Origin of the sequence: Trinickia sp. EG282A, from assembly GCF_040965455.1 — a bacterium.
Taxonomy (GTDB): Bacteria; Pseudomonadota; Gammaproteobacteria; order Burkholderiales; family Burkholderiaceae; genus Trinickia; species Trinickia symbiotica.
Window position 1 is genome coordinate 1,087,670 of sequence record NZ_JBFRCC010000001.1, and the last position, 12,782, is coordinate 1,100,451.

General features: G+C 63.2%; 10 protein-coding genes and 1 tRNA gene. 9 read left to right on the plus strand and 2 right to left on the minus strand.

Annotation, left to right across the window (positions count from 1 at the left end; genetic code table 11):
* Positions 1 to 58 precede the first annotated feature (58 nt).
* Complete coding sequence (locus tag AB4Y31_RS05050) at positions 59 to 1,279, minus strand: XylR family transcriptional regulator (RefSeq protein WP_368672961.1); 1,221 nt, start codon at positions 1,277 to 1,279, stop codon at positions 59 to 61.
* Between the two features lie 371 nt (positions 1,280 to 1,650).
* Here AB4Y31_RS05050 and xylF point away from each other — a divergent pair, with 371 nt between their 5' ends.
* The 6 genes from xylF (at position 1,651) to AB4Y31_RS05080 (ending at position 8,577) form a co-directional block, all read left to right on the plus strand.
* Positions 1,651 to 2,679, plus strand: a complete 1,029-nt coding sequence (gene xylF / locus AB4Y31_RS05055; RefSeq protein WP_018440246.1) for a D-xylose ABC transporter substrate-binding protein — start codon at positions 1,651 to 1,653, stop codon at positions 2,677 to 2,679.
* Positions 2,680 to 2,786: 107 nt separating this feature from the next.
* Positions 2,787 to 4,343 (plus strand): D-xylose ABC transporter ATP-binding protein, encoded by a 1,557-nt coding sequence (gene xylG / locus AB4Y31_RS05060; RefSeq protein ID WP_368672962.1) that lies wholly within the window; start codon positions 2,787 to 2,789, stop codon positions 4,341 to 4,343.
* Entirely contained in the window at positions 4,340 to 5,539 is a 1,200-nt protein-coding gene (locus tag AB4Y31_RS05065; RefSeq protein WP_368672963.1) for a sugar ABC transporter permease, read from the plus strand. The genes xylG and AB4Y31_RS05065 overlap by 4 nt, the downstream gene beginning before the upstream one ends.
* 132 nt (positions 5,540 to 5,671) lie before the next feature.
* Positions 5,672 to 6,442 carry an SDR family NAD(P)-dependent oxidoreductase gene (locus AB4Y31_RS05070; RefSeq protein ID WP_368672964.1) on the plus strand — a complete coding sequence of 257 codons (771 nt, stop codon included), beginning with the start codon at positions 5,672 to 5,674 and terminating at the stop codon, positions 6,440 to 6,442.
* A 117-nt stretch (positions 6,443 to 6,559) separates the two neighbouring features.
* The gene (locus AB4Y31_RS05075; protein ID WP_368672965.1) at positions 6,560 to 8,344 is read left to right on the plus strand and encodes an IlvD/Edd family dehydratase; all 1,785 of its coding nucleotides are present in this window, start codon (positions 6,560 to 6,562) and stop codon (positions 8,342 to 8,344) included.
* 156 nt (positions 8,345 to 8,500) lie between these two features.
* Positions 8,501 to 8,577, plus strand: a tRNA-Met gene (locus AB4Y31_RS05080).
* 88 nt (positions 8,578 to 8,665) lie between these two features.
* Here the strand turns inward: AB4Y31_RS05080 and AB4Y31_RS05085 are convergent.
* Positions 8,666 to 9,247, minus strand: a complete 582-nt coding sequence (locus AB4Y31_RS05085; RefSeq protein WP_368672966.1) for a GNAT family N-acetyltransferase — start codon at positions 9,245 to 9,247, stop codon at positions 8,666 to 8,668.
* Between the two features lie 301 nt (positions 9,248 to 9,548).
* Here AB4Y31_RS05085 and AB4Y31_RS05090 point away from each other — a divergent pair, with 301 nt between their 5' ends.
* The 3 genes from AB4Y31_RS05090 (at position 9,549) to AB4Y31_RS05100 (ending at position 12,719) form a co-directional block, all read left to right on the plus strand.
* On the plus strand, positions 9,549 to 10,154 hold the full coding sequence (locus AB4Y31_RS05090; protein ID WP_368672967.1) for a hypothetical protein: 606 nt from the start codon (positions 9,549 to 9,551) through the stop codon (positions 10,152 to 10,154).
* A 30-nt stretch (positions 10,155 to 10,184) separates the two neighbouring features.
* Positions 10,185 to 11,363 carry a DNA polymerase IV gene (dinB, locus tag AB4Y31_RS05095; protein WP_368672968.1) on the plus strand — a complete coding sequence of 393 codons (1,179 nt, stop codon included), beginning with the start codon at positions 10,185 to 10,187 and terminating at the stop codon, positions 11,361 to 11,363.
* Between the two features lie 69 nt (positions 11,364 to 11,432).
* On the plus strand, positions 11,433 to 12,719 hold the full coding sequence (locus AB4Y31_RS05100; protein WP_368673452.1) for an amidohydrolase family protein: 1,287 nt from the start codon (positions 11,433 to 11,435) through the stop codon (positions 12,717 to 12,719).
* The last annotated feature ends 63 nt before the right edge of the window (positions 12,720 to 12,782 follow it).

A 12,782-nucleotide genomic window follows, 5' to 3' on the forward strand; every position in this document is an offset into this window, starting at 1 on the left:
AATTCGAAAGAAAGGGCGGGAGGTCAGGCCACGAAACAGAAAGCCGCCGGCGCGCGGATCATTGGACCGCCATTTTCGCGCGGTCCTGAAATTCGCGCGGCGTACAGCCCAGCTCACGGCGAAAGACGGCATACATATATTGCAACGAAGTGAAGCCGCAGCGAATCGCGACGTCGGCGCTCGGCGTATCGCCCTTCGCGAGCAGCGCCTTGGCCGCATCGAGCTTTTGCCGCAGGATTTCCTGGTGGATCGTGCACTGGAGCTCCCGGCGGAAATGCTCTTCGAGCGACGAGCGCGACACGCCCACGTAGTCGGCGACCTGCTCCGTCCGGATCCCCCGGCAGGCGTATTGCCGGATGAAATGCCGGGCACGCGCGACATACGGGCTTGCAACGGGCCTGTGCTTGGTCGATTCGAGCACGTTGATGCCGACGGGCGGCACGAGGATGCGCCGCCCGGGGAAGCGTGCGCCGCGCAACATCTGATGCAGCACATGCGCGGCCGTGCGTCCCATTTCCTCGGTGCCTTGCGCCACGGACGAAAGCGGGATGCGCGTCAGTGTGCGCGCGAGCGGATCGTTGTCGATGCCGATGATCGCGACGTCCTCGGGCACCGGAATGCCGGCGATCAGGCAGGCCTGCAACAGATGCCGCGCACGCGCGTCCGTCACCGCGATGATACCGACGGGCTTCGGCAATGCATGGAGCCACTGCGTCAACTGATCGATTGCCTGATTCCAGGTCGGCGCGCTCGTGGAAAGGCCGCGATAAATCTCCGCGTCGATGGCTTCGGGCGCGCGGCCGTCGGCGGCCCGCAAGCGAGCGAACGCCAACTCGCGCTGGTGCGACCAGCGGTTGTTCTGTGAGAGCGGCAGGCTGTAGAGCGCGAAGTTCGTGAGCCCGGCGCCGATCAGATGGGTATAGGCAAGCGAGACGAGCTTCGTGTTGTCCGTCGCAATATATGGGACGTCCGCCGGATAGTCCGATGCGTCTTCGTACGAAGAGCCGACCGCGACGACGGGCAGCGGGCAGTCGCTGAGCGCCTCGCAGACGGCCGGATCGTCGAAGTCGGCGATGATGCCGTCGCCGTCGAAACGCTCGATGCCCCCGAGACGACAGCGGAAGTCCTCTTCGAGAAAGACGTCCCAGCCGATCCGGGTGGAGAGCAGATAGTGGCCGACGCCCGTAATGATCTCGCGGTCGTAGACCTTGTTTGCGTTGAAAAGCAGAGCGATGCGGTGGGCCTTTTGCGCGCGCTGCGGAGCGTCGCGCTTCGTCATCGGCGCCCTCGTCCCAGGGCCATGTGCGGCAGCGCACGTCCGGCGTCATGCATGCTCGTCTCCTTGTCTGGCGCGGGCGCGCTCCGATGCCTGATCGGCGGCCCGTTCGGCGTTGGTAGCGATTCTATGCGGGAAGTCCGATGCACGCGAGCCAAGTGCCGCGCACCGGCAAGAAACATTATCGGCGCTGCGCAATTTCGCAATTGTCGCTCGACGGTGTGCGCGGCAGTATGGCCGGCGTCCCCCAAGGGGACATCCTTCGGGAGTCTCCGAACGGCTCTCTCTCCAGGGCGCCCCCGGGTGACTTCGTTCGGGAGCCCCAACAAGCCGCTTCTTCGGGGCCGCCAATACCAACAAGCAAGGAGTGAGACATGAAATTGACTGCACGCCGTTCGTTCCTGGGTTCGCTCGTCAGTGCAGCGATACTCGCGGGCCTGACCTTTGCCGCGCCGCTCGCGCACGCGAGCAAGGACCATCCCGAGATCGGCTTTTGCATCGACGATCTGCGCGTCGAGCGCTGGTCGAAAGATCGCGATTATTTCGTGGCCGCGGCGAAACAGCTCGGTGCGACCGTGTCGGTTCAGTCGGCCGATGCGAGCGAGGAACGTCAGATATCGCAAATCGAAAACCTGATTTCCCGCGGCGTCGATGTCATCGTCATCGTGCCTTTCAATTCGAAAACGCTCGGCAATGTCGTTGCCGAGGCCAAGAAGGCTGGCATCAAGGTCATCTCGTATGACCGGCTGATTCTGGACGCCGATGTCGACGCTTATATCTCCTTCGACAACGAGAAGGTCGGCGAGCTGCAGGCGAAGGGCGTCTACGATGCAAAGCCGAAAGGCAACTACTTCCTGCTGGGCGGCGCGCCTACCGACAACAACGCGAAAATGCTGCGTGAAGGTCAGCTGAAGGTGCTCCAACCCGCGATCGATCGCGGCGAGATCAAGGTCGTCGGTCAGCAATGGGTGCCCGAGTGGAGTGCTTCGACGGCGATGCGGATCGTCGAGGACGCATTGACGGCCAATGGCAACAAGATCGACGCGATCGTGGCATCGAACGACGGCACGGCCGGCGGAGCGATCCAGGCGCTCGCGGCCCAGCATCTCGCGGGCAAGGTGCCGATCTCCGGGCAGGACGCCGATCTCGCGGCGGTCAAGCGTGTGATGGCGGGCACGCAGACGATGACGGTGTACAAGCCGATCAAGACCATCGCAAGCGAAGCGGCCAAGCTGGCCGTCGAGCTCGCGAAGGGCGAGAAGCCGGCTTATAACGCGCAGTACGACAATGGCAAGAAGAAGGTCGACACCATCTTGCTGCAGCCGATCCTCTTGACCAAGAAAAACGCCGACGTCGTCGTGAAGGACGGTTTCTACACGCAGGCTCAGCTCGCGAGCCAGTGAGCCCCGGCAACGCGGGAGGCTGATACTGCGCGCGGCGTCGCCCGGCGTCCTGGTCCTGACGGATCGGGGCGCGCGCACGCCCCGCGCATTGGAGCGAGACAGATCGAATGACGCAACCTCTGCTGACGATGAAGGGCATCGTCAAAGCATTCTCCGGCGTGAAGGCGCTCGACGGCATCGACCTGAGCGTCTCCCCCGGTGAATGCGTCGGCCTGTGCGGCGAGAACGGCGCGGGCAAATCGACGCTGATGAAAGTGCTCTCGGGCGTTTATCCGCATGGCACGTGGGAAGGCACGATCCTCTGGGAAGGGGAGGAGCTGAAGGCGGCGAGCGTGCGCGATACCGAGCGGGCGGGTATCGTCATCATCCATCAGGAATTGATGCTCGTGCCCGAGCTTTCGGTGGCGGAGAACATTTTTCTCGGCAACGAAATCACGCTGCCCGGCGGGCGGATGAACTATGCCGCGATGTATCGTCGTGCCGACGAGCTGCTGCACGGACTCGGCATTCATGGCATCAATGCCGCGCAGCCTGTGATGAACTATGGCGGCGGCCATCAGCAGTTGATCGAGATCGCCAAGGCGCTCAACAAGAAAGCGCGCCTCTTGATCCTCGACGAACCTTCGTCATCGCTGACGGCCTCGGAAACGAAGATTCTTCTCGACATCGTCCGCGACCTGAAGCGGCGCGGCGTGGCGTGCGTTTACATCTCGCACAAGCTCGATGAAGTCGAAGCCGTCTGCGACACGATCACCGTCATCCGCGACGGCCGGCACGTGGCGACGGAGCCGATGCGCGCGCTTTCGACGGATCGAATCATCTCGTTGATGGTGGGCCGCGAGATCAAGAATCTCTTTCCGCGCGAACCGCATGAGATTGGCGAGGTTGTCTTCGAAGCGCGCAACGTTACTTGCTTCGACGTGACGAATCCGCGGCGCAAACGCGTCGACGACGTGTCGTTCAGCGTGCGCCGCGGCGAAATCGTCGGTGTGGCCGGGCTCGTCGGGTCGGGGCGGACCGAGTTGATGTCCGCGATCTTCGGTGCCTATCCCGGGGCGAGTTCCGCCGCCGTCGTGCTCGAGGGCAAGCCTCTGACGATCCGCTCACCCTCCGATGCCATACGCGCGGGCATCGCGATGGTGCCGGAGGATCGCAAGCGCCACGGCATCGTGCCCCAGCTGGGCGTGGGGCACAACATCACGCTCGCCGTGCTGAAGCGGTTCGCCAGGCGCGGCGCGATCGACGCGGCCGCCGAGCTCGATACGATCCGCAAGGAGATGCAGCGGCTATCGGTTCGGGCGGCGCACCCGATGCTCTCGATCGCGAGCCTTTCCGGCGGCAATCAGCAAAAGGCCGTTCTCACGCGCATGCTGCTGACCGAGCCGAAGGTACTGATACTCGACGAGCCGACGCGCGGCGTCGATGTCGGCGCGAAGTACGAGATCTACAAATTGATTTTCCAACTCGCCAAGGCCGGCATGGCGATCGTGATGGTGTCGTCGGAGCTCCCCGAAGTGCTCGGCATCAGCGATCGCGTGCTCGTGATCGGCGAAGGCCAGCTGCGTGGCGATTTCATCAACGACGGTCTCACGCAGGAACAGATACTCACGGCCGCGATTCAGCCCGTCGGGGACGCCGTGGACTTGAACGAGGCGCATGCATGACACCCGATACGATTTCTTCGCGCTCAAGGGGCGGCGCATCGCACGCGGGCCTCGCCGGCACGCAGCGCGTTCAGCAACTTTTTGCACGCTACAAGATCCTCGCGCTGCTTTTTGCCGTCGCGGCCATCTGGCTTTTCTTTTCCATCCTCACGCATGGGGCGTTCGCGACACCGCGCAATCTCTCCAATCTGCTGCGGCAAATGTCGATCAGCGGCATGCTCGCCTGCGGCATGGTCTTCGTGATCATCGCGGGCGAGATCGATTTGTCCGTGGGCTCGCTGCTCGGTCTGGCGGGCGGCATCGCGGCGATCCTGGACGTGAACCGGCAATGGCCGATCGCGCTGACGGTGCCGATCGCGCTCGCGCTCGGCGTGCTGGCCGGCATGTTCAACGGATGGCTCTCGACGTATCGGCGCGTGCCTTCGTTCATCGTCGGGCTCGGCGGCATGCTCGCATACCGTGGCGTATTGCTCGGCCTGACCGGCGGCTCGACGATCGCACCGGTGTCGGACCGTTTCGTCTTCATCGGGCAGGGCTACTTGCCCCGCTTCGCGGGCGACGCCCTCGCCGTCGTTTTGTTCGTACTCCTTGCGATTCTGACGGTCCGGCAGCGTAGCAACCGGCGCCGCTACGAGCTGCCGGTGCTGCCGATGTGGCAGGACGGCATGAAGATCGTGGGCGCGGGCGTCATTTTGGCCGTCTTCGTGGCCGTGCTCGACAGCTACGGCGGCATCCCGGTGCCGGTGTTGCTCGTGCTGGCACTGCTCGGCATCTTCACATGGATCGCGACGCAGACGGTGTTCGGGCGCCGCATCTATTCGGTCGGCTCCAATCTGGAAGCCACGCGTCTTTCGGGCGTCGATACGAATCGGGTCAAGCTTGCCGTCTTTGCGTTGATGGGCCTCATGTGCGCGATCGCCGGCATCGTCAACACCGCACGGCTCGCGGCGGGATCGCCGTCGGCGGGCACGATGGGCGAGCTCGATGCGATCGCCGCGTGCTTCATTGGCGGCACGTCGATGCGCGGCGGATCGGGCACGGTCTACGGCGCGCTGATCGGCGCGCTCGTCATGGCCAGTCTCGACAACGGGATGTCGATGCTCGATGTCGACGCTTACTGGCAAATGATCGTGAAGGGCGGGATCCTCGTGCTCGCCGTGTGGATCGATGTCGTATCTGGATCGAATAAGCGCTGAAGCGGGATGTCCCTAAAGGGACTGCCTCCGAGGGCACCCCCCTCCGGTCGCCCCGCGCGCCGATAGCGCCGTAGGCAGGGCGCCCGGTGCGGCGTAACATCAAGCAGTACTAACGAACTGATCGGAACTCGCATGTCGTATGCAATTTACCCCAGCTTGAGCGGGAAGACCGTCGTCGTCACGGGGGGAGGGAGCGGTATCGGCGCGGCGATCGTCGAAGCGTTCGCGCAGCAGGGCGCCCGCGTCTTCTTCGCCGATGTGGCCGAAGCCGATTCAGTCGCGCTCGAACGAAAGCTTGCCGATTGCACGCATCCGCCGCGTTTCTACCGTTGCGATTTGCGCGATGTGGCGGCGATAGCGCGCTTGTTCTCCGAAGTCGAGGCTCACGCGGGTACGATCGACGTTCTCGTCAACAACGCGGCGAACGACGATCGGCACGAGTTCGCGACCGTCACCGCCGAGTACTGGGACGAGCGCATCGCGGTCAACCTGCGGCATCAGTTCTTTTGCGCGCAGCATGCGGCTGCCGTGATGAAAAAGGCGGGCAACGGCGCCATTTTAAATCTCGGCTCTATCTCATGGCACCTTGCTTTGCCCAGCTTGTCGATCTACATGACAGCGAAGGCAGGCATCGAAGGCCTGACGCGTGGGCTCGCCCGCGATCTCGGCGGCTTTGGCATCCGCGTCAACGCGATCATTCCCGGCGCCGTGAAGACCCCAAGGCAAATGAAGCTCTGGCAGTCGCCCGAAAGCGAGGCAAAGCTCGTCGCCGATCAGTGTTTGCCGCAGCGCATCGAGCCTCACCATGTCGCGCGCATGGCGCTCTTTCTCGCATCGGACGATGCCGAGCGCTGCTCGGGACGAGAGTACTTTGTCGATGCGGGGTGGTACGGCGGCCTCTGACACCGAACGCGCTGGTCTGCGATCAAAGCCGGGTTGCGACGATCGCATTTCCGTGCAAACAATCGCAACAGTGCTTAACCTGGATTCCCCGGCAAAGGCTCGGCAAAGGAATACGACATGTCATCGACGACGACACGAAGACTGCGAAGCCAGAAATGGTTCGACGACCCGGCCCACGCGGACATGACCGCGCTGTACGTCGAACGCTTCATGAATTACGGCCTGACGCGCGAGGAATTGCAGTCGGGCCGCCCCATCATCGGCATCGCGCAGACGGGCAACGACCTCACGCCTTGTAATCGACACCATATCGAACTCGCGCAACGCACGAAGGCCGGGATTCGAGACGCGGGCGGCATTCCGATGGAGTTTCCCGTCCATCCGCTTGCCGAGCAGAGCCGCCGGCCGACCGCGGCGCTGGATCGCAATCTCGCTTATCTGGGCCTCGTCGAGGTGCTGCACGGCTATCCGCTCGACGGCGTCGTGCTGACGACGGGCTGCGACAAGACGACACCGGCCTGCCTGATGGCGGCCGCGACGGTCGACCTGCCTGCGATCGTGCTCTCGGGCGGGCCGATGCTCGATGGCTGGTACCAAGGCAAACGCGTGGGGTCCGGTACCGTCATTTGGCATGCGCGCAACTTGCTCGCGGCCGGCGAGATCGACTATGAAGGGTTCATGGAGCTCACCGTCGCGGCATCGCCTTCGATCGGTCATTGCAATACGATGGGCACGGCGCTTTCGATGAACAGCCTGGCCGAAGCGCTCGGCATGTCGCTGCCCGGGTGCGCTTCCATCCCGGCGGCTTATCGCGAGCGCGGGCAGATGGCTTATGCGACGGGCAAGCGTATCGTCGAACTCGTGCGCGAGGACGTGCGTCCATCGAAGATTCTCACTCGCGAAGCATTCGAAAACGCGATCGTCGTCGCTTCCGCGCTCGGCGCTTCGACGAATTGTCCGCCGCATTTGATTGCCATCGCGCGCCATATGGGAATCGAGTTGAGCCTAGAGGATTGGCAGCGCCTCGGTGAAGACGTGCCGCTGCTCGCGAACTGCATGCCCGCGGGCGAGTATCTCGGCGAGGGATTCCATCGCGCGGGCGGCGTGCCCGCGGTCCTGCGCCAATTGCACACGGCCGGTTCGGTGCATGGGGAGTGCGTCACGGTGTCGGGTCGTACGATCGCTGAGATCGCCAGCGCGGCGCCTGATGCGGACGGGGATGTCATTCGCCGATTCGACGAGCCGCTGAAGCAGCGTGCCGGCTTCATCGTGCTGACGGGCAATTTCTTCGACAGCGCGATCATGAAGATGTCGGTCGTGGGCGACGCGTTCCGCAAGACGTATCTCAGCGAGCCCGGCGCGGAGAATACGTTCGAGGCCCGTGCGATCGTGTTCGACGGCCCGGAGGACTACCACGCGCGGATCAACGATCCGTCGCTCGCAATCGACGAGCACTGCATACTCGTCATTCGCGGCTGTGGCACTGTCGGCTATCCCGGCAGCGCCGAGGTCGTGAACATGGCGCCGCCCGCGGCGCTCGTGAAGCGGGGCATCGACTCGCTGCCATGTATGGGCGATGGGCGGCAAAGCGGTACGTCGGCGAGCCCCTCGATCCTGAATATGTCGCCGGAAGCGGCCGTGGGCGGCGGCCTCGCATTGCTGCGCACAGGCGACCGCGTGCGGGTGGACCTCAATGCGCGGCGTGTCGACGTACTCGTCGACGAAGCGGAGTTAGCGCGCCGCCGCGGTGAGGCGACGCTGCAGGTTCCGCCATCGCAGACGCCGTGGCAGGAAATCTACCGGCAATTCGTGGGGCAACTTTCGACAGGCGGATGTCTCGAGCCTGCGACGCTCTATCTGAAGGTGGTCGAAACGCATGGCGATCCGCGTCATTCGCATTGAGGTGTCGCCCGAATCGTTTCGTCCGATCGTAGGGGCGGGCGACCGGGTCCGCTACATGCGACGGAGAGGATGACGGTGCGCGGCGCGCGCCGATAAGAGCAAAGTATCGAAGGTTTGACGGCACATGAAATTCGCGCTATAGTTTCACTTCTCTGACGCGGGGTGGAGCAGTCTGGCAGCTCGTCGGGCTCATAACCCGAAGGTCGTAGGTTCAAATCCTACCCCCGCAACCAATCGAAAAACCCGCCTACGTATTGGCGGGTTTTGTCTTTGTGCGCTCCCGATCCGGGCGTGCATCCCCCCTCTGCCACAACGCTGTTGCTAGGCGACACGCTCGCGAATCGTTGCGTAGACGCGGGTGTGGCGCAAGGTACCGTCGGGGTCGACGCGTTCATTGCGCAGCAGGCCTTCAAACGTCATCCCCGCGCGTTCGCACACACGAGCACTTTTTTCGTTGAGGTCATCGACGAACGCGGCCACGCGATGCACGGGAAGCTGTGCGAACGCAAACTTGATCAGTCCTGTGACGGCTTCGCTGACGTAGCCGCTTCCGAGATAAGCAGTCCGGCCCCACCAGCCCACTTCGATGGTGGGTACCTTCCAATTCGGACGATGCAGCCCACAGCATCCGACGAGCGTATCCGAACCGCGAAGCAGAACCAGGAACCGAAAGTCCCGCCGAGCGATGAATTTTGCGAATCCTTCCCGGCAATAAATTTCGGAGGCTTCGAGCGACGGTTCTTCGAGAGCCCAGGGCAGCGAGGCAGGGAATTGGCGCAACGAGTCGATCGACTCGCGTAAAGCCTCATAGACCTTGGCGCCGTCGCCCGGCTTGACGCACCTGATGTGCAGGCGGTCGGTTTCGAATTCGTCTGGAAGGTCAAGCAGGAATGGTTGGATCATGTGGACTCCAATGCTGTCGCCTATGGCGCGTCTGCCCGATGGCGCTCGTCGACATGCGCGCAGCTGTTCTTCAATCAGTCCGGTTTTTGCGCTTATTGCGCCCAACTTGCGACGCCAGTTCGTAAGATCCGAAAAAACAAAAGCCCACCTTTCGGTGGGCTTTTGAACTTTCGTGTGTCCTCGGGGGGAGGCTTTCGCCCGCAAGTCCCGTGGCTAGCCAACGTAGTATAAAGCCCAGTCAACTATGTCGTCAACGTCAGAAACTGTCCAGGCCATCAAGCGGGCGCTGTCGGCGCCCAGAATGAGCACCTACGAAGGAGCGGCCGGCGCCCACGGTAGCGACACGGCGGTACTCGCTCTTTACGCCTGGAACGCGCAGGTCTCCGCGGCACTGCTCGTGCCCTTACACGTTTGCGAGGTTGTTATGCGCAACGCCGTGGCCGATGCACTCGAGAGCACCTACGGTGAGCGCTGGGCTTGGTCGCAAACCTTCGAACATGCGCTGCCTGCTCCGGCAGTTGGCTACAACGCTCGTTATGACCTGCAATGTGCGCGACGCCGAGCGGCGACCACCGGGAAGGTCATTCCTGAACTGAACTTCGTCTTCTGGCAGAAAATGTTCACGGGACGTTTCGACGTGCGAATCTGGAATCCGCAGATGCGACATGTGCTGCCGTACCTTGACTCAGAGCAGCCCGTCGACAAACTAAGGCAACGCATTTACGCCAGCCTCGAACAGGTCCGAAAATTACGCAATCGGATAGCGCACCATGAACCGATTTTTTCACGCGATCTGCAACGCGATTTCGAGCGCATAGTGGAATTGATCCGGTTTCGGTGCGGGGTGACGGCTAACTGGATGTTAGAGAATCAGCAGGCCATCGGACTCATAAAGAACCGGCCCTAGCGCCTCGGCGAACTGCTTGAAACCTGAACTGTGTTTTTGTACAGTATCGCCACCTTGAGCACGCGCGACCGGTCCCCCACATCTGCCGTCGATCCCGAGTCTGCGCCCCCGGGCGCCCAGGCGGCACTCGCTCGTGCCGACTTTTCACGCAAGATCATCCATTGCGATTGCGACTGCTTCTATGCGTCCGTCGAGATGCGCGACGACCCCAGCCTGCGCGGTCGGCCGCTTGCCGTCGGTGGCCGGCCCGAGCAGCGCGGCGTCATCGCCACTTGCAACTACGAAGCGCGGCGCTTCGGCATTCACTCCGCCATGTCGTCCGCACTCGCTGTACGAAAGTGCCCCGAACTGCTGATCTTGCCGCCGGCGATGGAAAAGTATCGAACCGCCTCGCGCCAGATCATGGCCATCTATCGCGATTACACGGCCGACGTCGAACCACTGTCACTCGACGAAGCCTATCTCGACGTCACTCGTGCTACGCACTGCAAGGGAAGCGCCACGCTGATGGCGGCCGAGATCCGCCAACGGGTGCGCGAGACCGTCGGCGTAACTGTCTCGGCCGGCGTGGGACCGAACAAGTTCGTCGCGAAGATCGCATCGGACTGGAACAAGCCCGATGGGCTTTTCGTGGTGCGGCCGGAGGAGGTCGATGCATTCGTCGCGGCGTTGCCCGTGCGCAAGATTTTTGGCGTCGGTAAGGTGACGGCGGCAAAGCTCGAAAAACTCGGCATCGTGACATGTGCCGATTTGCGGCAATGGTCGGTCGTCGATTTGCATCGCCGCTTCGGGAAATTCGGCAGGCGCCTCTACGAGCTCTCGCGCGGGATCGATCATCGTCCCGTCGAAGCCGACCAGGAGCGCAAGTCGATCAGCGTCGAGACGACCTACGTGACGGATCTGCGCACGCTCGAAGAGTGCACGAGCGAAATCCGGCGTCTCGCCGAGCAGCTCGATACGCGCATCGGCCGGGCGAGCGCCGCTGCCGCGGTGCGCAAGCTCTTCGTCAAGATCCGCTTCGCCGATTTTCAGCGGACGACGGTCGAATGCGTGGCCGAAGCGACGGACCTGCCGACGATACTATCGCTGCTCGAGAAGGGCTTCGCGCGACGCAACAAGCCCGTCCGGCTCCTCGGTGTGGGCGTGCGTCTGGAAGAGGAAGACGATGCCGCGAAAAACGGGCAGTTTCCACTGTTCGACGTCGATTGAACGTGCGGCGGCTCTACAATCGACGGCGAGCCCATCGCCCATCAATCAACGAGCGAGGAGTCGCTGATGCTGGACCTGATCATTCGTCGCGCTGCATTGCCTTCACACGTCGCGGGACGGGACACGCTGGTCGACATCGGCATAGCGGGCGGGGGCATCGCGGCTATCGAACGCCACCTCGCCGTGTCGGCCCGTGACGAGATCGATGCCGCGGGCTCGCTCGTCACGCCGCCGTTCGTCGACGCGCATTTCCACATGGACGCGACGCTCTCGTACGGTCTGCCGCGCGCGAACCAATCGGGAACCCTGCTCGAAGGCATTGCGTTGTGGGGTGAGCTGAAGCCGCACCTGACGCAGGAAGCCCTGATCGAACGGGCGCTCGAGTATTGCGATTGGGCCGTCGCTCGAGGATTGCTCGCGATCCGCTCGCATGTCGATGTCTGCGACGAGCGCCTCCTGGCAGTCGAAGCGTTGCTCGAAGTCAAGCGCCGTGTCGCGCCCTACCTCGACTTACAACTCGTCGCATTCCCGCAAGACGGGCTGCTGCGTAGCGCAGGCGCCTTTGAAAACCTCAAGCGTGCGATTGCCATGGGTGTGGATGTAGTGGGCGGCATCCCGCACTTCGAGCGCACCATGGCCGATGGCGCGCAATCGGTGCGCATGCTGTGCGAGTTCGCCGCCGACAAAGGCCTGCCGGTCGACATGCACTGCGACGAATCGGACGATCCGCTATCGCGCCACATCGAGACGCTATGCGCCGAGACAGTCCGGCTCGGACTTCACGGTCGCGTGACCGGCTCGCATCTCACGTCGATGCATTCGATGGATAACTACTACGTGAGCAAGCTGCTGCCGCTGATGCGCGAATCGGGCGTGGCCGCCATTGCGAATCCGCTCATCAACATTACGCTTCAAGGCCGCGCCGACACATATCCGAAGCGACGCGGCATGACACGCGTGCCGGAAATGATGGCGGCCGGTATCGACGTGGCGTTCGGCCACGATTGCGTGATGGACCCTTGGTACAGCCTCGGGTCGGGCGACATGCTCGAAGTGGCCCACATGGGCTTGCACGTCGCGCAGATGACGGGACAAGCGGCGATGCGTGCCGCGTTCGATGCCGTCACGGTGAACCCTGCGCGCATTCTCGGCTTACAGGACTATGGGATCGCGGTGGGTTGTCGGGCCGACTGCGTGCTGCTCGACGCTCGCGATCCGGTCGAGGCGATCAGGTTGCGCGCGGCGAGGCTCGCCGTCATTCGGCGTGGCCGCGTGATCGCGCGCGCGCCTGCCGCTCGCGCCTCGCTATCGATCGAAGGGCGGCCAGCCGAAGTCGACTTCAAGCTGCATCGCTGAGGCCATGCGAACTTGCCGCGAGGCGCGCGCCGGCGGCGCCGTGCGCGCGCCGACACTGTGCGC